This is a genomic window from Burkholderia ubonensis (assembly GCF_902833085.1).
Classification (GTDB): Bacteria; Pseudomonadota; Gammaproteobacteria; order Burkholderiales; family Burkholderiaceae; genus Burkholderia; species Burkholderia ubonensis.
Genome location: NZ_CADFEB010000003.1, coordinates 384,331 through 407,669, shown reverse-complemented (window position 1 = coordinate 407,669; position 23,339 = coordinate 384,331). Strand labels below are relative to the sequence as shown.

Sequence of the window (23,339 nt, the reverse complement as noted above, 5' to 3'; positions counted from 1 at the left end):
GCGAAGCCGCGTTGAATTCTGTGATGCCCTCGACCTGGCCCGAGTATATCCGAGGGGATTGTCCTTTCGATCGCGCAAGGCCCGGTGGACGCCGGGCCTCGTGGGTGGCCAATGATCGCCCGGGGCCGACCAGCCTAAGCCAGTTGCTTGTGAAAGAAAGTCGTCGCGCAGTACCTGCCGTCCGGCATCAGCGCGTAGTTGGGAACGTCCCCGACCCGTTGCCACCCTGCCCGCTCATACAGTCTCGCCGCATCGCTGCCAGTCACCGTGTCGAGCACGAGGACGGTCTTGCCGGCCGCCCTCGCTGCGTCATCCGCCGCGGCCATCAGGCGCGCGCCGACGCCCTGGCGTCTCGCATCGCGATGGACCAGCATCTTCGCGACATCAGCGCGATGCGGCTGGTTTTCGGGCAACGCGGTGATCAATTGCACGGTGCCGACGACGCGGCCGTCAGCGCGTAGCGCAACGAGCAGGATTCGCTCGCCGCGCATGACGCCGTCGGCGACCTGCCGCCAGAACCGCGCGGCGGTATCCCGCGAGATCGGCAACATGAAGCTGACGGATGCGCCACCCTCGACGCAGTCGATGAGTACGTCGGACAGCGCGTCGATATAGTTCGTCACCTCGTCGCCGCTCACGCGCTGGATGGTGATCGGTTCGGTCATTTTCTGCTCCGGGTTCGTTGGCGGACAGGTTGCACAGCGCGATAGGATCGCTCGTCCAGTTTTATGGAATTTACATCCATTAAACTAGACAGACAAAATGCTTTCGTCAATGGAGGCCGATGGTGTGAACCGCCGTGGCGACCAGGGCGGCACTCGGGCTCGTGTAGTATTTGCCGTCATGCTTTCCCGGTCCATTGCGTCTCCACAAGGATTCCCGATGTCAGAAACCGCGCCGATCTTCAACCGCGTCCTGCTCACCAACGACGATGGATACGATGCACCGGGCCTGAAGATACTCGAACAGGCCGTCGCGACACTGGCGCGAGAAGTCTGGGTCGTCGCGCCCGCCGAGGACCAAAGCGGCACGTCTCACTCGCTGAGTCTTCATGAACCGCTCAGGGTCCATCGCAAAGGCGAACGACGCTTCGCGGTGCGGGGCACGCCGGGTGATTGCGTCGCCGTGGCGGTCAGCCATCTCATGGAAGACACCAGGCCCGATCTGGTGCTGTCCGGCGTGAATCGCGGCGCGAACCTCGGCACCGAAACGGTCTTCTCGGGCACGGTCGGCGCGGCGATGACGAGCATGCTGCTCGGCGTTCCGGCAATCGCGTTGAGCCAGGCATTTACCGATCGCGATTCCGTTCCATGGAACACGGCGCTGGAACACGCGCCGAACGTCATTCGTCGACTCGCCGCGCTCGGCTGGGAGCGCGACGCGTGCCTCAACGTGAACTTCCCCGCGATTCCGGCAAAAGACGTCGGACCGATCAGGATGACGAGCCAATGCGCCGGCGTCCTCCAGGGTGTCGAGGTGGTTGCGCGCCGCGATCCGCGCGAGCTCGACTACTACTGGCTCAAATTGAGCAGAGCGCCGCGCGAGGATGCGGCGGATTCCGAAACCATCTCGCTCAGGGCCGGGCACATCACCGTCACGCCGCTCAAGTTCGAGCGGACCCATGAGCATGCGCTGTCCGGCCTGCGCTCCCGCCACCTTGATTTCGATCGGCATTGAGCGATCTCCGACTGCCGCCCGAATCGTCGAACGGAAACTTGCCAGCCGGCTAAGCCAGTTAATTGTGAAAGAAGGTCGTCGCGCAGTACCCGCCATCCGGCATCAGCGCATAATTCGGCACGTCCCCGACCCGCCGCCACCCTGCCTGCTCATACAGTCTCGCCGCATCGCTGCCGGTCACCGTGTCGAGCACGAGGACGGCCTTGCCCGCCGCCCTTGCCGCGTCATCCGCCGCGGCCATCAGGCGCGCGCCGACGGCCTGGCCTCTTGCATCGCGATAGACCAGCATCTTGGTGACGTCGGCGCGATGCGGCTGAGCGACCGTTGCCTCACCACCCGTTTCGCATCGCCGATCCCGACCGTGTATTCTCGATTCCTCACCTTCGCTCCCGTGGTGTCGATGTGCCTTGGCACAGCGCGTGCTCAATCCACACTCATACATCCACTTACCCCGCCGTTCGTTGGCTCAATCGCGTCGTGTGCCTCTTCTATTACAGATTGGCATAGAAGTCCTCGGTCACTGCGCGCCGACAAAGTAGCGCAGCTCCAGCCTGTAGCGGGATCATTGCGATTAGCGCCGCCAGCACCGACCAGCCTAGCCACGGTCTCATAACGCCCAACGTGTCGGCTCCGAAGAGCACTATGCCGGCGACGCCTACGAATCCCACGGTCGTCGACAGGCTGAGTAGGCGGTAATACTCCGGTGTGACGGGTTCAATCGGGGCGATTTGGCTGCCGATCAGACTCAGATGAACGCCGCTTTGAGCCGGCGTGGCGACCAATTGCACACCCTGCCCGTGTTGGACCATTTGCGCGGCCAGCGCGTGCAAGAGTAGCGGGCTCGCGGGGCCGGGGTCGCCAACAGCTTCATCGAGGTTGTGCGTTGGCAAGTCAAACCCGCAGTCCTTGACGGCCGATACCGTGGCGTTCCGCAATTGCCCAGGCAATCCGCACATCCATAGACGTTTGATTCGATCAGCCGGAACCTGTTCTGCGCGCGACACGGCCATCAGCGCGTCGACGAACTCGTCAGCGTCCGCCGAGACTGGTCGGAACAGGTACGCCATCGGTTTGAGCTTCCCCCGAAATGCAGCCAACCCGGCGGAAGAGGTAGTCAAGAGTGCAACGGCGACTTCGGACCACGCGGGTGTCCGATCAGCGGCATGCAATTGACACGCGAGAATGAGCTGGAAGTCCGACTTCGGTTTCTCATTGTCTAGCCAAGGCTCAACGATCGACAGCTGCGCATCCAGCGACTCCCACGAAAAGGTGACAAGGCTCGCCAGGCGCATGCGCTGCCAAACTTGCCTCAAATCGGCCAGATCGTCCCTCGTGGACGATTGCAGGCAGACATGCAACGTACGCGCTCGCGCGAGCGTGGCAATCGTTGTAGACAGAGGGGTAAGCAGACTCGTCAGGACCTGCTCCAGACGTGCTTCGCTCGATTCCTGATCTTCGTTCGCCAGCGGCAACCGCTTGCCAGAGTTTGCGGGCGGCGCCCCTTCGAGACCCGCCATGCGTTCGCCGAGATTGACCTCCGCCGTGATCGTTGTACAGGACACAATCGCGACTCTTTGCTGCGCCCAGCGCCTCCACCGACTGCGGACGTCCCGGCAAAGGTAGTTCCACCAGCGCGTATCAGTAGCCTCTTGTTCGTGACGGCTATATACGATTCCGCACAAGACGACCGTGACTGACAGTGGCAAGATGAACAGACGGACAAAGAAGTCGGTCGACGCCACAGGGCGCGGTCCCCAAGTCAGTACCGTGATAACCGCCCCTATCACCTGAATCACAACAAAAATCGCGAAGCCAACCCACAGCGCCGGCGGCTTGCCGCATGTGCGTGGTGATGGCTGCCGCATATACCAACGCTCGCTCATTCGATTGACATCCCAGACGATCCCGCAATGACATAGCTACCGCACTGCGTGCGACATCGATCGACCACGCACGGTCGGTCACCGTCAATCATCTCGTCGCCAGCTTCGACGATCGGGTTATCGCCGTGCTCAGGGCACGACACAATGTCATGCAACAACGCCACGGGGCGGCCCTCGAGATCAAATGTGGACGACGCCGTTTTAACCCTTCCACCGTGACTGGTTGCGTCACCCAAACAAACAGGATTCCTCATGACATGCTCCTTACGTTTAGAAAAATTGAGCGCCTTATTGGACCAACGGTGCGTCAGGGTTCGTCGGTTTGAGCGACGGATCGCAGGCGAATTGGTTCTGGCCGGAGGGTGTGCGAAGTCCATTCGGCATCAATTTCTTCTTTGACGCCCACGCGCCATCTGAATGAAAACCTTGCGGTAACGGTTCGCGAAGATCGACTCCCGGATCGAGCGGATACTGATCGACCATAAGATCATAAACGGGGCGATCCGTCCTGTATTGATATTTTCTGGCTACGAATAACTTATCTCGGGTTGCCGCGACAACATAGTCCTTTGAATCTTCGAATGGGTCGAAGCTGTGCTCCATGTAGTCCATTGATTTGAATGTCTTCCCGCCGTCGGTCGAATACAGCAATCCTACCGCCCAGCCGCGATCGTTGGTCGCAAGGTGCGGCGGCGCAGCAGCCGGGAATGCCAAGTTCCGGCCGGTGGGGTCAGCATTGATTAGCTTACCTTGATAGTTCTCGAGATCACCGCGTCCAAGCTGCTGACGGATACCCGCGCGCGTATCGTTGTAGAACGTCTCGCCGTGGTTGCAATCTCGATAGTGTTCGAGCGTCACAAAACGATGGTCATCTATCCGGTAGATGACCTGCGGCGGCGAATCATACGGCAGCTTCTTCGCGCTCATGAAATCGCTGAGCATGAAGACGAAGGGCTCGTTAGCCTTCTTCGGAGCACAACCTTGCGTCACAACTAGAGCAACCGCGACCACACTCGCGCGCAACATACGATCTTTCACCCTATGCAAATGATTTTGATCCAATCGCTGGAAAAAATCGACTGCCTTACGGGGCCAACGGCGCATCCGGATTCGTCGGTTTGAGCGATGAATCGCAACTAAGTTGCTCTTGTCCCGAGGGCGTGTGTAGGTTCATGAAAGCACGTGGGCGATTCGACAAAGAGAAGCTCCCGCCCTTTACCCCAGCCGGGTACGGCTTGCTCAGGTCGATACCGGGGAGCATTGGATACTGGACAACGTATGCATCGTCGTCCCCCCACCTCTTAGCCACATAGAGGCGATCTTTGGTCACAAGTACAGAGTAGCCTTTTGAGTCTTCGAAAGGATCGAAACTGTGCTCCATATAATTCATCGAGCTAAAGGTCTTTCCTCCATCCGTCGAGTACATCAGTTCAACAGCCCAGCCCCGATCGTTGGTCGCAAGGTGCGGCGGCGCTGCGGCCGGGAACGCCAATTTTTGGCCAGTGGGATCAGCATTGATCAGGTTGCCCTGATAGTTCTCCAGGTCGCCGCGCCCGAGTTGCTGACGGATACCTGCACGCGTATCGTTGTAGAACGTCTCGCCGTGATTGCAATCACGATAGTGTTCGAGCGTCACAAACCGGTGGTCATCTATCCGGTAGATGACCTGCGGCGGCGAATCATACGGCAGCTTCTTCGCGCTCATGAAATCGCTGAGCATGAAGACGAAAGGCTCGTTAGCTTTTTTCGGAGAACAGCCTTCCAACGCTACTAGCGTACTCGCGACCGCGATTGCGAGCCACATCCGATTTCTCACATTATGCAAATGTTGTTCTTCCTATCGCTCGGAAAACTCGAATGCATTACGGGACCAACGCCGCGTCCGGATTCGTCGGTTTGATCGACTGATCGCAGGTAAGTCTGTCTTGGCCCGAGGGCGTGCGAAGCTTCGAAAATATGCCCGGCCGCTTCGACATGGCAAAGCTAGCCCCCGAGATTCCATTTGGATATGGTTTGCTTAAGTCAATATTTGCCACCATCGGATATTGAACGACGTAAGCATCGTTGTCAGCTGACTTGTTCGCAACATAAAGTCGATCCTTTGTCACAAAAACCGCGTAGTCCTTTGAGTCTTCATACGGATCAAAACTGTGCTCCATATAATCCACTGATCCGAATGTTTTTCCACCATCCGTCGAATACATCAGTGCAACTGCCCAGCCGCGATCGTTGGTTGCAAGGTGCGGCGGCGCAGCAGCCGGGAATGCCAAGTTCCGGCCGGTGGGGTCAGCATTGATTAGCTTACCTTGATAGTTCTCGAGATCACCGCGTCCAAGCTGCTGACGGATACCCGCGCGCGTATCGTTGTAGAACGTCTCGCCGTGGTTGCAATCTCGATAGTGTTCGAGCGTCACAAAACGATGGTCATCTATCCGGTAGATGACCTGCGGCGGCGAATCATACGGCAGCTTCTTCGCGCTCATGAAATCGCTGAGCATGAAGACGAAAGGCTCGTTAGCTTTTTTCGGAGAACAACCTTCCGACGCCGCTAGCAGAGCCGCGATCGCGATTACGAGCCACATACGATTAGTCGCCATACACGATATCCTCCGATTTCCTCTGGGGCAGCCCCTTAGTCTGACTCTTCAAGTCCTCGAGAGCGATTCGATTCAGTGCCTCGCCAGCAGTATCCCAATCGATCAGCGACGGTTTGGCAACCGTCTCAAGCGAACCATTCTCGAAATATGGGTCCCGGCCTCGGGTCCAGTCGGCCTGTTTCATCAAACTGAGCCACAGATCCCGCTTCTCGTAGGCATCACAAAAGCCGATCGGAAGATCGTAGGCCGCAACGCGACGCATGAATGCTTGATTCTTGGGCAACGAGCTGTGGTTTGTTGGTTCAGCGTGGTAATTATCATGTTGCTTTAGGACTTCATCCTGTGTCTGCTGTGCGACTGCCACGCCAATCGGACTCATCGGATTCGACTTGACGATCGCCGCTGGTTCGTAAATTGAACGAAAGTACCGGTAGCTCTCGTCGTGATACTGACCCTGTGTGGGGTTCTTCGGATCCCGATCCCACTGCCCCATTGCAGGAGCATCCACGCGCGAATCCTCGAAGTCCTTCATTTCATAGGCCTGAAGCGGATGTGGCACCTCCTCGGCATTGACCGTGATCGTCTTGTTCGGATCCGGCACAGCCCATAGTTTCATCGCAGGCGTAGCCACATTCCGATTACCATTCCAAAACTCAGTCTGAGCCACACCCGGCACAGGCTTCTGAATCAACGGCAACGTGCCGAACTTCCGCACCCCCGGCTTGTCGCCGACAGGCGTATAGCGCGCGAGCATGCGCTGCTTGACCGTGTCTCCAAGTTCGGCCAGTAGCTTGTCGTCAATCCCTTGCCAGCCGATGCTTTGCAAGGGCGTGGAGCCCATCACTCGGTCGTGCGGCGTGAAGTATACGTACAGTCGCCCGTGGTTATCGCGCTCATGTACACCAGATTTGCGCCGGTTGTCGGGCCGCCAGAAATTCAAGTCCTCGGACGCACCGCACTGAAGCTGTTTCATCTGAGCCTCCGTCATGGCGCGCTTGTCTCGCTTGATCCGATTCGCAATGTTACGGAAGGTATTAACGCGTGCTTCCGGGGTCGGTCGATCGATCCCGGCGGTGAGCGCGTCAGTCACCTTGTCATCAAGCGCATAGGGTGAGTTCATCACAAAAAGCGCATCGGGTGCTCGCGTCTTGCACAAAGCCGTCGCGGCCAGAGCGATCATCGTCCCTTGGCTGTGGGACATCACTGTCACGGTGTCGCGTGGACACTCAGTGCGAATGCGATCGATCAGGTCGGCCAGACGTTTAGCTGCATGAGCATAGTAATGACGCGGCGGTGCGTCTTGAAGTTGGCGATCGAGTTCGGTATTCAATAGCTCCATGTCGAAGCCCAGGATGTGGCGCTTCATACCTTGGTGGCTCCATAGCTGGCGGAGATTATTGGTACCGTTCTGAAAGGGGCCGCCTCCCCAATACCATGGGCCCTTCTCGTTTGTGCATTGGGGAGACCAGAGGTCGAACCCATCGGGGTTGCGCAGCGGAATCCGCCAGTTTCGTTCCGTGCCATCCGATGCGCGGTAGCCCCAATAGAAACGGATCACCGGCGAATTCCCTTCCCAACTTGGATCTAAGTGACGAGGTATTTTCTTTCCGGTCTTCTTGTCAGCATTGATGTATCTGTTCTCCCTCAGCTTTGTTCCATCAGGCCGATGCAAACGGTCGTTCAGTCCTTCACACAGCGCTTTTTCCGCCGAGTCGTACCACTCACCTTCCGAGTTGACTCCGTGCACGAAGATGACGGTTCCAGGCATGTGCGGCGGGATGCGGCATTCAGCACGTACCTGGAAGCTGGAGGGCGTATGGTAGGACTCCCAGTACGCTTGGCCGAGATGGTCGCGCTGCATCGGCACGACGCGGGTTGCTGTCGGATTCTGGTAGGGCTTCTCCGAATCGTGTGATTTGCCACCCGCATCGGCCGGCTTGGTCTTCTCGGTCATGATCACGCTTCCTTGTGGTTCTGCAGCATCAGCTTGAGGCCCTGCGCTACGTCTTGTTGGCTCAGTGAGGTTTCACCTTGCTCGTTGGTAACGCCCTCGACAATTTGTCCATTGGCGAGCTGGATCTTGTACGGCCGGTTGGCAACGGGGCGGCCAGTAATACCGTCACTGAGAATGAAGCGTTCATCGTTTGCGATATGGACTTGGCTGAATTTCGGCAACGGAAGGGTCAGCGAGCCGGGACCGGTCTTTTGCATCTTCGCCATCTTGATAATGAAGTTGCCTGCACCACCGACTTCTACGTTGTCGCCGGTCACCTTGATGTAGGCCGACCCTCCGCCACTCAAAATCACTCCGTTGGCAGCGTTAATCGTCGCTGTACCGTCCGCGCTCGCGATATGCATGTTTTTCTGCGAGACAAGTTCCATTGCGTCGGACTGCGCCTGAATTTGTACCTTGCCGCGGGCGGCAAAAATTTTTACACCGAGCTTCTGCGCGAACATCGACAGAACATCACCGGCCGCTATCGCGACATTCTTGAGCGCGTTCACGTTGAATCGCGATGACGTAGCGACGCTAACGTCCTTGCCCGCCGATACAAGCACACGATCGGGTGTTGCCATGCCGATACCATTCGGCGCAGCCAAGGCGATCACGGCCTTCTTGAGGTCCGCCATCTCGTCTTTCAGCCATTGATTCTCAGCTCTCAGGTCCGCGATTTCCGCCTTGGCGACCGCCGCGGCGTTTGCGACCCCTTCGGCCTGCGCCTGGGTGAGTTGAAATTGACTCACGGCGGCCTTCATGTCGCTCTGCTGACCGACGGCCTTTTCTTGCGCATAGGCGGTCAGATGCAAGCCCCCGCCCGCCCTCACGTTCCCCTGATCGTCGGTGCGAAGTTCGAAGCCTTTTCCACGCAGCTTATTTTCCCGATCGACCCCGTAACCAATCGTGAGTTGACCTTTGCCGTGCTCGGTCGCGACCTTGATGTGTTCTTTCCCCTCACGATCGTCCAGTTGGATCGTGTTGTTCGAGCGGGTGTGAATCGTGTTGCGGGTGCCCCAAGGATAGCCAGCCACAACCGGATCTGGCTCGTCGGAGTTGTGCATCACCTGACTGATGTACGGGAAATCAGGATTTGCGTTGTGGAATGCGATCGTGACTTCCGTGCCTTCGACCAAGCCAAAATGGAAGCCAGCACGATCGGCGCCACCGAACGGCTTGGCAAGCCGCATCGGGCAACTATTTAAGCCCGGCGTGCGCTCGTCCCGATCCAAATGCAATTGAACAACATACTGCCCCTGCGCATCCAGGTACGGCGCGCCATACTTCGGCGTCGATGCGATGCGGCCGGTGATCGTGCCTTGAACCTTGGGCCAGGTATGCTCGAGTAGCGGGAGACGATAAAGCCGATCAGACGGAATCGCGTCGAACTCAACGTTATAGGCTTTCTTGCGCGATGCGCTACAAACCACCCGCACCGCAAGCAATCCATGCTTGGCCTCGTCGGGCGAGTGATTGGCCAGTTTGAGCACACTACCCGGCGTCAAATCGAGCAGGTTCGCAGTACCGTGATACTGAATCTGTTCGGCTAACGCGGCCTCACGTCTCAGCAGCGCTTCGCGCTTCGCGTCTTCAGGCGTCTGGTGCGACGTTCCCCACGTGTACGCCTCCCCGTAGGTAGTCGCGTCGTCGTGAATTTCGTTCGCCGCATCGATCGGCTCGGGCGCGGTGCGGGGGTTGTAGTCCCGAACTCGATACTGCGCCGGAATCGTCTTAGCGTGCATCGACAATGTATTGACCGACTCGACACCATCGCTAAGAAGCCCGCCATACTCCTGATATGGAACGGTCAAAGCGACGTCGCGACGATAGTGTGTGAAGTCGTCACCGAATCGGACATTTTCCCAATGCTTCCCTTCTTCGCAGACAAACCAGATACCCGAACGGCGACACAGGCGCGTGATGAAGGTCAGGTCGTCTTCTTGCCACTGCATTACGAATGGTCGTTTCCCGTATTCGCGGTACAGATTGAACTCGAACGTTGCGAAGACCTTCCCAAATTCATGCTCACGCAAGATCTGTTCGATGATCTGCGGAAAGCTCATGTCGAGGAAAAACCGACATTTCTGCGCATTGCGCAGGAGCGCGAGGCGAGATTCCAGTGTGACCTCATAGGTCGTTTCATCTCGACTATGAGACAAACGCGCGAAGCCGGTGATCGTGCCTTGCACACGCCGCTGCGGCTCGAGTTTCAGCGCGCGAATCGGATCATTTGGCGGCTGAACGACGAACGCCGCCGGTTTGTTGAGATATTCGGCCCTACTCAGATCACTGCTCGGGTGGGTGAAGCGGATAACGTATTTCGTCGGTTCGCCGATCGCTCGCACGCCATGAAAGTCAAACACGTCGGCTAGTTCGGCGCTTTTCGCCTGGGGCACGTCGAGGTAATAGAACTGGTGTGGCCTCGTGCTGGCGAATGTCGTAATTTTCTCGATTGCTTCGTAACTCAAAGCGAACTCCTGTTGGTCGACTCGGCGAAGAAAGGCAGATTGCACTCGAAAACTTGGCGTAATCGTGCGAGAACTAGGAACTCATGGCGCTATCACATATTAGGATGAGTGGCTCACAAATTTATTGAGCATCACACAATTTAACGATCCACTCGCGAGGTCAGACTCATATCACTCGCGCCTCCGCAATCCGGCAGACGGTGCGACTCATACCATGATCGGCACCAAGCTTTTTCGCTTAGCCTGTCGACGAGCAATCCGCCTACTCGCCCACGCGCATTCTGGGCACCAGCTGCCACGCCAAACGCTGTTGACCGACGCGTGCCAGACGTGTCCCTTCGCGCACTGCCATTCAATCTTGCCGTGCGCGCCGGGGTACACCGTCGACAGACAGCGGCCGCCGCGCGCCTGCGCGAGTTCGTGCATTTGCTCGATCGTTCGCGTTCGTGCCTTCACCGCGCATTGGTGGCACCATTGCCCTTTTCTGACACGAAACCACGGCGCGGACCATGTGTGTCCTTCGGCGCATTGCCACTGGAGTGGGGTTTCCTTGTCGACGTACGCCGACAAGCAGATCCCACCGCGCTCCGTTGCCGCGCGATCGATGTCAAGCTGGCGCGGTTTGATCCGCTCGAAATGACACGTCTGACACCAGTCGCCGCGCAGGACCTGCTCGAGGCTGGCGCTCCAGGTGTGCCCAGCTTCGCAGCGCCAGCGCAGTGGTTCGCGGCTGTTACGGTAGCGACGCGACAGGCACCGGCCTCGCTGCTTTTCTGCAGCCACGCTCGCATCGTCCAATGAGTAGATAATCGCGCGATCATATGCACACGCCTGACACCAGTGCCCAAGCCGCAGACCATGCACACGCATCGAGAAGCGATGTCCTGCAGCGCACGTGAACTCGAGCGGGACTGAGTGGTTTGCATAGGTTTCCGACATGCAAGTCCCACCCCAGGCGTTCGCGAGCTCACAGATACCTTCAAATAGGCGCGCCCGAAAAGTCACTGCGTCCAAACCTGCTCGGCGCGGCATCGCGGCGAGCGTCACTTGCACGCGGCTTCGCGTCGCCGAGGGGACGCGCGGCGAATCTGCGGCGCCTTTCATCGTTCCCGTTACGGTGTCACGCATCCCACTCAGCGGGAGCAAGCATGAACGCTTTCGATGCGCATCACTTTCGCCCGGGGCTTCGGCGGGCATGGGGTCGCGATGGGCCATCTTCAGTGCCACCGGGCTTTGGTGCAGACGCCTATGGCGCTCAAGGTCAGGCATGCCGATCGACCATTCGTCCATGATTTGCAGCAAGTTGTCCATTACCGCGCCGATCTCCCGTTCTCGTGCTCTTCCGATTTCACGATCCAACGCATTGCGCTCGGGCATCAGGTCACACCACGACTTTTTATCGCTCATGTCTCAAACGAGATCCCTTTGACGTTTGCTTATCGAGAGGTGCTCGTCGGCTCCGCTCCTGCGGCAACGAGCAACTGGTCAACGAGCTCGAGCTTCAGCGGTTTGTCCGCGTCGAGCTTTTTCTTCTCGATCACGTATTTCCAGCCATCGCCATTGCCAGGGTTGCGGTAGAACGCGACGATCGCAATGTACTTCGTGTCTGCCTGCATCGGCTGCGAGAGGCTTGCGGCCGCCCCGGGATTGAGAACTGATGCAATGGTCGCCCGGAGATCCTGTGCAAGCACTGTTCGGTCGTTCTTCAAAAGGTCGTCGTAAGATGCGCCGTCGAACAGCTTGTGATCCTTCAACTGGTACACGCGTACCGCGACCGATGTCGGGCGCCCAGCGTCATCTGGATTCAACGATTCTCGCGCGGACAGATCGACGTTGAGCACCTTCACTTGCTTGAAGAACACCGAGTGATACGCGCTCGACGACGCGTCCGAGACGGCCTGCCAGGCACCGCACCCCGAGAGCAGCATGAGTGAGGCAACGGTTGATACAGTGAAACGGGTGAACATTGGCGCTCTCCGATCAAGCATGTCGAGTCAGATGGGGATTGGGCTCGGGCGAAGGAAACGCCTCGTAGACGCCGAGCCCGATGTTGATCAACCGTTCTTCTTCGGCGGGCAGAACGGTTGTCCATCCGAGGCGTGGCGCAGCGACCGGATTGGTCGCACCGATCGATGGTTGCGGCGCGTGACGTGTCGACACTTCCATGCGCAGGTGCACATCGGCCTTGACGCCGACATACAGCTGCAAGAAAGCCATCAAGTCGTGATGCAGCACCCCGCCGGGCAGCAGACCGTACGCTTGTTCCGCATCGGCGGGCTGCAGCGTCAAGCGGACTGCCCGGCTGCGATAGGCCATCCGTTTGCCCAGCACATAACCACCGCCCAGACCGCCGGGCTTCTCGCTTTCTGGCATACCTGTCGCGTTACCTACCGATGTGAGCGGCCGCAGCCGACCTGTCGACGTCACGACAGGCCAGAATTCGTCGACCCGCACACCTACGCGCGGAATCGCCAACGCCACAACGCCCGCCAATCCTTCCGGCGTTCGGGTACGCTGAATCAGGAGCCCCAGTAGTGCCAGCATCCGCGAATCGGGCAGCCCGGCACGCTTCGGCTTGTCGCCCCAGCCGAATCCGGCCAGACACAGCAGACTGCGCGAATGTCCATCGATGCCACCGGGTCGGAAGTGCTCGGGATATCGGTACTTCTTCCAAGTACGATAGAGCAGCGTGACATAGCGGTGGTTGAACTGGTCGAGAAACGCCTCAACGACATCGTGGCCCTCCTCACGCAGCACGATGTCGTCGATCATGTGCGACGGCATCGTCGCGTCGACGCCGTATAGCCCCATGAAAGTCGTACGCACGGTGGGCGGCGCATCCAGCCGCTCGTCATCGAACTCGACCGACGCCACCTCGCTCGCCGGAAACCCCATGCGCGGCTGTGGCCGAAAGCGCACCGGTTCATCCTCGAGCGCGTCCTGCGCGCCGAACTCCGGCAAGCCGGGAACGCGCACCTCGAGCAGCCTGCATAGCTGCATGAAATTCATCCGCGGCGCACGCGCCAGGAGCGAGGCCACCAGCGGATCCAGGTTGGGCAGGTCGTACGGTCTCATAGCGGCGCCCGCTCGGCCTTGCTTCGTGGCCATTCGAACCGGGTCTGCGACGGCAGCCGAATGATTGCGAGTTTCGTGAACAGGTTGATATCGGCGTAGAGAGCGAAGAAGCGGTGCAGCAGCTCACCGAACAACATCACATCACCCTCGCCCGCGAACGCGTGGGTGTCGAGCGTGACCTCGATCAGCACGCCGCGCTCGACCGAGCCGCCCGATACCTCCTCGATCAGTTCCTGAGACACCCACAAAATGCCCGCGAGCCGGCGGCGGTTCAGTTCGTCGTTTGTCCAGTCGTAAAGTGCAAGCGCTCCGCGCAGCACTTCCGCATTCATCATCGACAGAAAGTTCGGTGCCAGATGTGACAGCACGCGCCACTGGAAGCGATCTTCCGTCGGCGGGTACAGCGGCAGCGTTGGCGAGACGAGATTTCGCACACCGGCCACATATGCCGTGCTCGTCGCCAGTTCATTGAGGCTTGCTTCCCTCAACCCCTTGCGCGGCAGCAGACCGTTCGTACCCGTCACGCGCAGTGAAAGGCTTTCCTCCGGCAGCGTATCCATGCTTTCCCACGCATGGCCGCCGAGAATCACCCAAGTCTCGTGCAACCCGGACACGCCCGGCCGCACACGCGTGTGGAAATAGCGCTCTGGCGCCTCGTGGCGCAGCATGCCGCCGCGGTGTCGGAATGTCGCAAACGGCACGTATTGGTACCGCTCGGCCGTCTCGTGATCGAACGTCGTGATCGCGTCGACCGAATACGTCTCGACATGCTCGCCCTGATGCCCGGCCGGCACCACGCGATATTCGGTTTCGTGATGGTCGATTTCGATCGGTTCGGCGTCGAGCTCAAACAGGTTGATCACCGGTGTACAGAACAGTCGCACGTTCTCCGCGCTGAACCGCTGGTCCGATGGAAAGGCATGCTTTAGCACAAGCTCCAGCTCGAATCGGGTCGAACTTTCCGGCAGCTTCGCAATGTCCAGTCCGCATAGGTCGACGAACAGGAATTTCTCGCGGAACGTGAAATACTCGAGCAGCAGCTGGTACCCTGAGAACGCTGCGTCGGCTTTCGGCCAAAGGCGTTCTTCAGTCGAGAAACCTGCGGGCTCGATCGTGACGCCGGTAAGGGGCACCGCCTCGCCGTCGCGGACTTCCGGTATGCGCCAGTAGATTGCGTCCACCTGCCGCGTGAACGCCAGGTGCATCGCGAATGCCGTTGGAAGATCAGCACTCAAGTGCAGGCGCAGCCGCGACAGGTCCATCTCCTTGCGGCGTGCTGCCCCGTCGAGCGCGAACCCAAGGCGAATCACCGAGCGGCCGTCGTGGCGTATGGTTGGTCCAGCATTCGTGAGCGCGATCGGTTGCAGAGTGACGGCTTGCGTGGTTCGGTAGACGCACTGCACCGTTTTCGGCGTCGTGCCTTCGCCGCCGGCCGGGGGCGGAACGGCAATCGGCGCGGAGCGAACCGGTACGCCCGCCGACACGACTTCAGTCGTCTGCAGCTTTTCCACGAGCGGAACGAGCTCGACCACCGACAGCGACGGGATCATCCGCAGGTAATGCGGCCATAGCAGGCTGACCAGCCCTTCCGTCAGCTCCGGCAGCTCGTCGTCGAGCTTTTGCCGAAGTCGGCCGGTCAGGAATGCGAAGCCCTCGAAAAGTCGCTCGACGTAGGGATCGCGATCACCGACGCGATCGAGGTTGAGTAGGCGCGCGCGGTCAGGATGCGCCTTCGCGAACTCCTTGCCGGACTCGCGCAGGTAGCGCATTTCCGCTTCGTAGTAGCGCAGGATCGGATCGTCGTTTTGCATTGGAATTCTTGTTATGAAAGAGTCAGTGCACGCGCCGGATCGAGCACGGTTAGTTCCGCCTGCAATTCGCCGATGCGGCGCGCAAGCGCTGGTTTGTCGGCATCTTTGCGCGCACTGATCGCTTTCAGCGCCCGAACGAACTGCTGTTTGACCTCGAACACCAACGCCGGCTCCCAGCGCATCAGCGGCAGTGACCGGGATGACGTATCCAGTTCGACAAGAAGCGCCAGTGCCGTATCCGGCCGACCGGCATGATCGGCAAGCCGCGCCATCACGAGCCGTTGCAGGTAGCGATGGCGGTCGGTTCTCATGCCCGGCAGCGCTTCGAGCCACGTGAATGCGGCTTCCACGCCTTCACGCCCGGCCAGTTCCCGTGCCTGCGTCTCGATTTCCGGCCAGTCACCGGCGGCATCGACTTCCCTGTCGGCCGACACGGCCAGCGGCGCGACGGCCTCGCCCGCTTCGAGATCGCGCACAACCGCGTGTCGTGCGATCCACTCGAGCGTCGTGTCGTCGGCGAACGGTGTACCGTCGTTGAACGCCAGCCGCTCGATCCCGGGCAGTCGTTCGAGGAACAGCGCGAAGTCCGCGCGCAGCAGTTCGCGCCACGTGTTGTACGGCATGCCGACGTGATCGAGGGCGACGTGCTGGAAGTACTGGAGATCCAACCAAAGGTGGTTCACGCCTTCCATGAACGCGCCCTCGACACGTTCAAGCAGCTCGTGCCATTGCTTCTGCAGCACAAGCCGCTTCATATGCTGGCGCAGCTCACCACGTGGCGGAATAAGGCGCGTGCGGCCCGTGACGTCCGCGGGCGGCACCTCGTGCAGCGTGTCCCAGCGGACGTTGCGCACGAGCCGCACCGACGGCAGGTAACCGTTCTCCTGGTCACGTAGCCAGACCGCCATCGTGCGCGCCTGGTCGAGCAGATCGCGCGTCGACGCAATGGCGAGGGACGTTGCTGACGCTGTCGCACTTGTTGTCGCGACGGTCTCCGCTTCCGCACCGCGCGCCGGTCCACCCTTGTGCTCGAAGCGGGAGACGAGTGGTTGCAGATTCGGGCGCGCGGTTTCGGGCCATGTGCCGGTGCCGGCTACCAGCACATCGAGCGCGGCGAGCGCACGCTCGAGGTCGACCGGCGCAAACGCGCCACGACTGTCGAGCAGCTCGATCACGCGCGCGGTGGCCAGCATTTCGAGCGCGCCCTTCTTCGCCTCGGCGCGCACGGGCAGCACGGTCTCCCCGAACCGGTCGACGAGCGCGGCGGCCAGCTCAAGCCCGTCCGCAAAGCCGGCGGGGCCATCCTGACGCAGCCGGGCGAATGCGAAGTAGCCGGCCAGACGCAGATCCTTGCCGACTTCCTTGATCAACTGCTCGCAGGACCTGACGACCAGGCCGTCGTCGATGCCGGAAAGCTTTTGCGTTTCCTCCCGGAGCTCGAAGAACACGTCCTCGTAGCCCGGATCGCGGCCGACGCCGCCGTCGCCGGTGAGCGGGAGCAGCCACGCATTCCACGCGTTGAGCCGCGCCCGGACGAGTTGCTCGGCGTCGTCACGAGCAGGAAAAAGGCTCTTGAACAGTCCACCCAACATCATTCGATCTCCGGCAACGCGCCACGTGGAAGCGGCACCGCCGCATGTTTCGCTGCTTCGATCATCGACGCCGGCAGCGGCGGCGGATTGGCAGCCGAGAGCTTGGGCCCCGACTTCACTGAGTCCGTCAGGAAGATTCGCGTCGGCAGAGCGAAGCTGCGCAGTTGCAGCACGTCAAGCGGACCCGCGCCCGCCTCGCTGCGCAGTTGCACCTTGAGCGGAATGCCTTGACTCGTATCGGGCGTCCAGGTCAACAGATAGCGAGCGTTGTCCTGTTGCGATACCTTCGCACGCTCCAGCAGCCGGACGAGGCCGAACCGCCCCTGGGCGTCCATTGCCGTGCGCAAGCCACCCTGTTGCGTCTGCCATTCGATGTGCGACAGGTTCTCCAGCGACTGACCCGGCCACTCGAACGGCACCCATTCCTGCTTCTGGTTGAAGTAGCGCAGTTCGCGCCCGGACAACACGAACTTCATGTCGGTCACGCCTGGTGTCGGCACGGCCTGCAGTTCGTATCGCACGTGCGCATCCCCGGACGGAAACATCACCGTCGAGACCCGCGTGAGCTTGTTCAGGCCGTTCAGAAAACCCGGATCAATCGCCAGCGCTCCATGGTCGGCGCCCTGCGCGGCCACCCATCGGTCGCCCTGCCGTTCGACGACGCCGGCGAGCTGGGTCGTGACGAACTGCGCGATCACGCCGTTGTCAGGCCGCATGAAGCGCGCCATCTCGGGCAGCGATGCGTCGTTGTCCGAGTCCGCGAACGGGTAGCGTCCGCCGAACGTCTTGTTCCAGTCCGCCACGATCGCCGTGCGCCAGATTTCGTTCAGGCTCGACGCGGCCGGCTGCACGACGACCTGCCACGCCTGGTCGAACGGCGCCCGAAAAAGCTCACCGAAGCCTGCCCATTGCTCGCCGAGGCTCGCGGCCACGCGGCTCGCGTAGTCGCGGCTGTCGGAAATGTCGGAGGTCTTGCCTTGCAGGACCGACTGCGCGGCCAGTCGCGCGATCGCGTTCGGATCGGCGCCGGAGACGATCTGCGACGCCTTCAGGCGCATCGCCGTGACGCGCTCGAGGTAGCGCGCGAGACTGAGGTCGCCCGTCGCCGCCAGTTTAGCGGCGGCCTTGCCGTTGGCCGGGGCGCCGGACATCAGATCGCTGCCGGTCAGGCGCAAGATCGGGCCGAAGGCCGCGGCGAGCGGCGCAAGCTGCGGCTGGACCTGCTTCGACGGATCCTTCTCGCTGGCGCCGACGAGTTGCTGCGCCTTGTTGATCAGGCTGTCGGAAAGCGATTGTGCGTTCGCGCCCGCTCCCGCTTGGTAGACGACTGCGTTCATCAGCGCGGCGAGCGGCGAGCGTTGCGGGTCGCCGAGCAGCGTCAACTGGTCGGCTGTCGCCGACAGCGTCGGTGCAGACTGCCAGCGCAGGCTGTTGAGGAACAGCGCCCACTCGCGCGCGTAATCGTCGAAGTAGCGCTGACGCAGTTCGGCCTTCAGCGTCGACGGCGTCTGGTTGCTGGTCTTTGCGTCAGACAGCACCCAGTCGCCCGACATGTCGCGCTGCGCGCTGGCATCGTCGATTGCCTTCGAGATCCGTTCATCCCACGCCGCGCGCGTGAATACGCCCGGAATTGTCGCCGTCGTGTTGAACAGACCCCGGCTTGTCGTGTCGCCGAGCAGTGTGGCGAGAGACACCGGCGGATACTTGGGCGTCGCTTCGTCGATGATCTGCCGGTAGAGCGCATCCTTGGAGTTCTGAATGCCTCGCACGCCAATCACCGTTTGCCGGGCCGAGGCGATCAGGTTGGCGTCCGGCACGATCGCCAGCGCGGAGGCAATCGATGTGGTGTCGCGACCGATATGACTTGCGAAGAACGCGATCGCGTGCTGACGAAGATCTTCCCAAGTGCCGGACGACAGGGTTGAGTTCGCTGGGCGCGCAGGCGCCGACGTCGCGACAAGTTGCGGTGTCAGAAAGGCAGCCGCGGCTCGATGGGGCTGTGCGAGCATCAGGTAGGCCTTGAGCGCGTCGTATGCAGCCTGGATCTGCGCATTGCCACCGCTGGCGATCTGGGAGTCCGACAGGGACGCGAGCTGATGCAGGCGTTCTTCGAGCTTTTGGCGGATCGGGCCGACGAGAATTCGGCCTGCGGCATCGGCGTAGTTTGGCCAGAGCACGTCGAGCAGTGCTCGGTCGCGATTCAGGCCAAACCTCGACGTCCAAGGCGCACCGTCGCGCTGATGGACTTCGAGTGTATCGATCTGTTGGTCCAAGCCATTAAGCGCCAGCAATGCTTGCGTTCGGTCTTGCACCCTGTCGAGCTTCGCAACCGTATCCGCTGCGTTCCGGATCGCCGCGCGATTGCCGAATCCGGATGCCATCGTCCCCGCAATCCAAAGGCCGATCAGCGCCGTCGTGACCCATGCAGCCGTGGTCGACAGCGAAAAGCCGACTCTGCGCCCATGAATTTTGCGGCTGTGTTCGGCGACCGCTTGCCAGGTTGACCGATGCCCTTCCTCGAACCGCGGCTCTTCATCTTCCGTATCGGCGGGTGTCGGCGGCGCCAGCTCCCGCTCCTTGAACAGAGGCGCAAACAGGAGACCGTAAATTGGGTGCTGCCATACCCGAGCCCGTGCCGTATCCAGCAGGAGTCCCGACAGCGCACTGCGCAGACCCGCAATATGTTGCGACAGCTCGGCGTGATATCGGTCCTGGGGGTCGTTTGCGAGGCGAACGACGCCGGCGTCCGCGAGGTTAAGCGCGAGGTCACGCAACGACGTGCCGACATCGTCGACCTTGACATGCGAACCCGACCAAGTCAAACCGATGGCCGCATCAGGGCTCGACGAAGCACTGCCGAAATCTGTCGCATTCAACAGATACGCCGGCGCAGCCCAGCGCAGCGCGCGTGCATGACGCGCGAGCCGATGCACGAGGTTGTCCGTGTCAAACGGAGCGGTGACGGAATTTCGGTTACGCGTTACTGCAACAATTGCATCGATCGGACGGCGTCGCCGCAGGCGGCGAATCTGGTCGAGCCACTCGGTATCGAGCGTGTCACTCGTTTGCTTTGCATATAGCAAAACTGCGTCGCCAGTGATTGCATAGCCACAGTCAGTCAGCCCTGGTGCCAAACGCTTGACGAGTGGCTCGTCACCGGCAACCAATATCCAGCGATCTCGGTAGCGCCACCGCCAGCCATGACGTTCGCGGAGAAGATCTCGAAGCGATGTAGTCCCCTCCAGCTGGCCCTCCCTTTCGGCAGGGTCACTTTCGAAATTCGCCAACGCCCGGTTGCGGGAGTTGAAACGCATGAACCAGAGAGCGCCGTTCGATGGAGCGCTCCGTGAACGTAGGGTTGCTGCAAAGTATCTTGTGAACAGGATTGTCAGTAGCAAACCGGACAGTAGCCCGAGCTCGATGATGATCGTCGTATCGCGGGATAATCCCTGCCGCGGCCCCTCCATCCATACCACGATGGCAAGGACAAAAAAGATGATTGCGGCGGCAATACCTGTAGAAAACCCGACCGGTTGTGCGTTGTTTTCGTTCATGACTTTCTTCTGCAAACGAGCACGACCAAATGTCGTCTTCCTCGCTTAGGACGAGTTTCTCTCAGGTGCGCCAACACAACGGTGCCGCCGGGACAGCCATCAGCGCCCCGGCGGGTCATGCGTGAAACGTAGATCAGGCCTTGGCCTTCGGCATTTGCGACACCAGCGACAGCCCGATGTCCATTCCCTCGACCTGGAAGTGCGGGATGATGAACAGCTTGATGCGGAAGAAGCCCGGGTTGTCCTCGATATCCTCGACGGTCACCTTCGCTTCACGCAGCGGGTGCGATGCCTGCAGCTCGTCGCCCGGATCCTTCATTTCGGTCACGAGACCCTTGATCCAGTTGTTCAGCTCGAGCTCGAGCAAACGCCGGTCCTTGGTCGTGCCGATGTTCTCGCGCTGAATCAGCTTCAGGTAATGCGCGATGCGCGACAGCAAGAAGATGTACGGCAGGCGCGCGTTGATGCGGCTGTTTGCAGTCGCCTCCTTGGTCTCGTACAGCGCCGGCTTCTGCGTCGAGCTGGCCGAGAAGAAGCACGCAAAGTCGTGGTTCTTGTAGAACGACAGCGGGATGAAGCCCAGATTTGCGAATTCGAATTCGCGCGTTTCCGGGATCAGCACTTCGGTCGGGATCTTCGGCTGCACACCGGTGCCGAGGTCGTACAGGTGAACCGGCAGGTCCTCGACCTTGCCGCCTGCCTGCGGGCCGCGGATTTGCACGCACCAGCCGTTGTTCACGAAGCTGCGCACCATGTTGGTCGCGAATGCGAACGACGCGTTGACCCACAGATACTTGTCGTGATCCGGGCCCTTCACCGCCTCCTCATAGTTGAACGCGCGTACCGGCGTCGTGTCTTTGCCGTACGGCAGGCGACCGAGCACACGCGGCATCGTCAGGCCGACGTAGCGCGCATCGTCCGTATCGCGGAAGCTCTTCCACTTGATGTACTCGGCGCGATCGAAGTAGTTGCCGATGTCCTGAATGGCGGCGACCTCCTCCATCGACTTCTTACCGAAGAACGCCGCGCCGACCGCGCCGATAAACGGCATGTGCGCTGCGGCCGCGACTTTCGAGATGTTGCGCAGCAGCGCCACGTCCTGCGGCGAATGCGTGAACTCGAAGTCGCTGACCATCGCGCTGATCGGCTGGCCGCCCGGCGTGTCATACTCCTCGACGTAGGTCAGGCGATACAGGCCGCTCTGGATCAGTTCCGGCGTGTCCTCGAAGTCGCGCTGCAGCGCATCCTTCGAGACGTCCAGCACTTCGATGCGAGCGTTCTTGCGGAAGTCCGTGCGCGAGACGAGCATCGTCAGACCGCGCCAGCGGCCTTCGAGGGCCTGGAAATCAGGCGTGTGCATCACGGCGTCGAGCTGGCGGCTGATCTGCCGATCGAGCTGGCCGATGTAGAAGTCGAGCAGCGACTTGTCCAGACGGTCGACTGGCTTGCTTTCCTTCGCGATGAGGTTGAGCAGCGCGTCCATCCCGCGTGCCACGCGCTCGTCGGCCGACGCTTCCGACAGCGTATCGTTATCGCGGAACGCCTCAAGCGGACGCGCCTCGGCAACCGGCTTCAGGTTGATCTTGTTGCACAGCGCGGCGTAGACGCTGTCGTTTTCGAGCACGACCGTTTCAGTTGCGCCCTGATGCGATTCGTTCTGCTTCATGGTTCTCTCAGTCCCGTTTCGTATGGCTGCGTGGTTGCGGGAGGCGGTGACGGCCCTCTTCGGCCGGCCGCGCTCAGGCATGACCTTCCTGTTGCGTAGCGGCCGTGACGATCTGCGCAAGCTCGCCTCGCAGCTTGTCAGTGAGGCGCTTATCCTTCAGAATCTTTTCGAACTCACGGCGGAAAGTGCCGTTGTCGAGTAGATTCGATTTGAGGTCGCGCAACAGATTGCGCATCGCCAACATCGCTTGCAGCTCCGGGATCTGGCGAGCAACCTGCTCCGGCTCGAAATCCTTCATCGAGCGGAACGACAGATTCACCGGCAGTTCCGAACCATCCGCAGCCAGGGTGTTTTCTGCTGCAAGCTTGAGATCCGGCGCGTAATCAGCCAAGACAGCATCGAAGTTGTTCTTGTCGATATTGACCTTTTTGCGCTCAGCCAGCGGCGCCTGCTCACGACCCGCGCTGAAGTCTCCCGCGACGAGGAGCTTCAACGGCAGCTCGACCTTTTTCTGGGCCCCGCCCGTATGTAAGTCCAATGTAATCGAGACGCGGCTCTTCGGAATTTCTCTCTGGAAGCTATCCATTGGCAATCCTTAGTTGTTAATGATCAAGCATTGGGCAGGCGCACGACGCATTCAACACGATACTGACCTGTTCAATGCAACGCTCACAAGCGTAGTGCGCGGCATGATTCGATCGATGCTTCATCGTGTTGTCCCCGGTCGCACGGCGAAACCGCATGGCACTTATACACGGTAAACGCGAGCGCCGTCAAAGCGTGTCGCACACCCGCCCCACCATTTAAATGTCAGAAACCGTCAAATCTGCAATCAATTTATACATTCACCAAATTCATTCGCCATCCCAATAAAGAGAATTTGCGACACGAGACATCACCGACACTCAACCGTCATCAGCGCCAAACCCTTGCTCTGCCTTGGCTTCTCATGGCTTAACAATTGTTTAATTGTGTTCACCGCTCCGACGTGATCATCAATCTCAAAATAAACTATCCCTA

The 23,339-nt window shown here is 60.2% G+C and carries 17 protein-coding genes and 1 pseudogene; 1 reads left to right on the top strand and 17 read right to left on the bottom strand.

Features of this window, described 5'->3' with window-relative positions; all coding sequences use genetic code 11:
* Window positions 1-134 precede the first annotated feature (134 nt).
* On the bottom strand, window positions 135-665 hold the full coding sequence (locus tag HWX31_RS09290) for a GNAT family N-acetyltransferase (RefSeq protein ID WP_174958685.1): 531 nt from the start codon (window positions 663-665) through the stop codon (window positions 135-137).
* 217 nt (window positions 666-882) lie between these two features.
* Here HWX31_RS09290 and surE point away from each other — a divergent pair, with 217 nt between their 5' ends.
* Entirely contained in the window at window positions 883-1,677 is a 795-nt protein-coding gene (gene surE, locus HWX31_RS09285) for a 5'/3'-nucleotidase SurE (RefSeq protein WP_174958682.1), read from the top strand.
* A gap of 58 nt (window positions 1,678-1,735) precedes the next feature.
* Here the strand turns inward: surE and HWX31_RS09280 are convergent.
* The 16 genes and pseudogenes from HWX31_RS09280 to tssB all read right to left on the bottom strand — a co-directional run.
* Window positions 1,736-1,993 (bottom strand): annotated as a pseudogene (locus HWX31_RS09280) (GNAT family N-acetyltransferase); the annotation flags it as partial.
* 175 nt (window positions 1,994-2,168) lie between these two features.
* A complete protein-coding gene (locus HWX31_RS09275) occupies window positions 2,169-3,560 on the bottom strand; it encodes a hypothetical protein (RefSeq protein WP_174958679.1) in 1,392 nt (463 codons plus the stop codon).
* The gene (locus tag HWX31_RS09270) at window positions 3,557-3,814 is read right to left on the bottom strand and encodes a PAAR domain-containing protein (RefSeq protein ID WP_174958676.1); all 258 of its coding nucleotides are present in this window, start codon (window positions 3,812-3,814) and stop codon (window positions 3,557-3,559) included. The genes HWX31_RS09275 and HWX31_RS09270 overlap by 4 nt, the downstream gene beginning before the upstream one ends.
* Before the next feature lie 34 nt (window positions 3,815-3,848).
* Window positions 3,849-4,664, bottom strand: a complete 816-nt coding sequence (locus tag HWX31_RS09265; RefSeq protein WP_244143699.1) for a T6SS immunity protein Tli3 family protein — start codon at window positions 4,662-4,664, stop codon at window positions 3,849-3,851.
* Entirely contained in the window at window positions 4,645-5,364 is a 720-nt protein-coding gene (locus tag HWX31_RS09260; protein WP_174958673.1) for a T6SS immunity protein Tli3 family protein, read from the bottom strand. The genes HWX31_RS09265 and HWX31_RS09260 overlap by 20 nt, the downstream gene beginning before the upstream one ends.
* A 58-nt stretch (window positions 5,365-5,422) precedes the next feature.
* Window positions 5,423-6,157 carry a T6SS immunity protein Tli3 family protein gene (locus tag HWX31_RS09255; protein WP_244143698.1) on the bottom strand — a complete coding sequence of 245 codons (735 nt, stop codon included), beginning with the start codon at window positions 6,155-6,157 and terminating at the stop codon, window positions 5,423-5,425.
* Entirely contained in the window at window positions 6,147-8,111 is a 1,965-nt protein-coding gene (locus HWX31_RS09250) for a T6SS effector phospholipase Tle3 domain-containing protein (RefSeq protein WP_174958670.1), read from the bottom strand. Before HWX31_RS09250 ends, HWX31_RS09255 begins: the two co-directional genes overlap by 11 nt.
* A 2-nt stretch (window positions 8,112-8,113) precedes the next feature.
* The gene (locus tag HWX31_RS09245) at window positions 8,114-10,621 is read right to left on the bottom strand and encodes a type VI secretion system Vgr family protein (protein WP_174958668.1); all 2,508 of its coding nucleotides are present in this window, start codon (window positions 10,619-10,621) and stop codon (window positions 8,114-8,116) included.
* A gap of 207 nt (window positions 10,622-10,828) precedes the next feature.
* A complete protein-coding gene (locus HWX31_RS09240; RefSeq protein ID WP_174958666.1) occupies window positions 10,829-12,028 on the bottom strand; it encodes a zinc-ribbon domain-containing protein in 1,200 nt (399 codons plus the stop codon).
* A gap of 29 nt (window positions 12,029-12,057) precedes the next feature.
* Window positions 12,058-12,588, bottom strand: coding sequence for a type VI secretion system lipoprotein TssJ (gene tssJ / locus HWX31_RS09235; RefSeq protein ID WP_244143697.1), 531 nt, complete (start codon window positions 12,586-12,588; stop codon window positions 12,058-12,060).
* Between the two features lie 13 nt (window positions 12,589-12,601).
* Entirely contained in the window at window positions 12,602-13,696 is a 1,095-nt protein-coding gene (tssG, locus tag HWX31_RS09230; protein WP_244143696.1) for a type VI secretion system baseplate subunit TssG, read from the bottom strand.
* A complete protein-coding gene (gene tssF / locus HWX31_RS09225; protein ID WP_174958658.1) occupies window positions 13,693-15,507 on the bottom strand; it encodes a type VI secretion system baseplate subunit TssF in 1,815 nt (604 codons plus the stop codon). Before tssF ends, tssG begins: the two co-directional genes overlap by 4 nt.
* A gap of 11 nt (window positions 15,508-15,518) precedes the next feature.
* Window positions 15,519-17,102, bottom strand: a complete 1,584-nt coding sequence (gene tssA, locus HWX31_RS09220; RefSeq protein WP_174958656.1) for a type VI secretion system protein TssA — start codon at window positions 17,100-17,102, stop codon at window positions 15,519-15,521.
* Window positions 17,099-20,653, bottom strand: a complete 3,555-nt coding sequence (locus HWX31_RS09215; RefSeq protein WP_174958654.1) for an ImcF-related family protein — start codon at window positions 20,651-20,653, stop codon at window positions 17,099-17,101. The genes tssA and HWX31_RS09215 overlap by 4 nt, the downstream gene beginning before the upstream one ends.
* Window positions 20,654-20,786: 133 nt before the next feature.
* A complete protein-coding gene (tssC, locus tag HWX31_RS09210) occupies window positions 20,787-22,319 on the bottom strand; it encodes a type VI secretion system contractile sheath large subunit (protein WP_174958652.1) in 1,533 nt (510 codons plus the stop codon).
* A gap of 73 nt (window positions 22,320-22,392) precedes the next feature.
* Window positions 22,393-22,905, bottom strand: a complete 513-nt coding sequence (tssB, locus tag HWX31_RS09205) for a type VI secretion system contractile sheath small subunit (RefSeq protein WP_059967639.1) — start codon at window positions 22,903-22,905, stop codon at window positions 22,393-22,395.
* Window positions 22,906-23,339: the final 434 nt, after the last annotated feature.

Coding starts and splice junctions, on each gene's coding strand:
- HWX31_RS09290 (WP_174958685.1), bottom strand. CDS start 665: ATGACCGAACCGATCACCATCCAGCGCGTGAGCGGCGACGAGGTGACG.
- surE (WP_174958682.1), top strand. CDS start 883: ATGTCAGAAACCGCGCCGATCTTCAACCGCGTCCTGCTCACCAACGAC.
- HWX31_RS09275 (WP_174958679.1), bottom strand. CDS start 3,560: ATGAGCGAGCGTTGGTATATGCGGCAGCCATCACCACGCACATGCGGC.
- HWX31_RS09270 (WP_174958676.1), bottom strand. CDS start 3,814: ATGAGGAATCCTGTTTGTTTGGGTGACGCAACCAGTCACGGTGGAAGG.
- HWX31_RS09265 (WP_244143699.1), bottom strand. CDS start 4,664: ATGCGCCGTTGGCCCCGTAAGGCAGTCGATTTTTTCCAGCGATTGGAT.
- HWX31_RS09260 (WP_174958673.1), bottom strand. CDS start 5,364: ATGTGGCTCGCAATCGCGGTCGCGAGTACGCTAGTAGCGTTGGAAGGC.
- HWX31_RS09255 (WP_244143698.1), bottom strand. CDS start 6,157: ATGGCGACTAATCGTATGTGGCTCGTAATCGCGATCGCGGCTCTGCTA.
- HWX31_RS09250 (WP_174958670.1), bottom strand. CDS start 8,111: ATGACCGAGAAGACCAAGCCGGCCGATGCGGGTGGCAAATCACACGAT.
- HWX31_RS09240 (WP_174958666.1), bottom strand. CDS start 12,028: ATGAGCGATAAAAAGTCGTGGTGTGACCTGATGCCCGAGCGCAATGCG.
- tssJ (WP_244143697.1), bottom strand. CDS start 12,588: ATGTTCACCCGTTTCACTGTATCAACCGTTGCCTCACTCATGCTGCTC.
- tssG (WP_244143696.1), bottom strand. CDS start 13,696: ATGAGACCGTACGACCTGCCCAACCTGGATCCGCTGGTGGCCTCGCTC.
- tssF (WP_174958658.1), bottom strand. CDS start 15,507: ATGCAAAACGACGATCCGATCCTGCGCTACTACGAAGCGGAAATGCGC.
- tssA (WP_174958656.1), bottom strand. CDS start 17,102: ATGATGTTGGGTGGACTGTTCAAGAGCCTTTTTCCTGCTCGTGACGAC.
- HWX31_RS09215 (WP_174958654.1), bottom strand. CDS start 20,653: ATGAACGAAAACAACGCACAACCGGTCGGGTTTTCTACAGGTATTGCC.
- tssC (WP_174958652.1), bottom strand. CDS start 22,319: ATGAAGCAGAACGAATCGCATCAGGGCGCAACTGAAACGGTCGTGCTC.
- tssB (WP_059967639.1), bottom strand. CDS start 22,905: ATGGATAGCTTCCAGAGAGAAATTCCGAAGAGCCGCGTCTCGATTACA.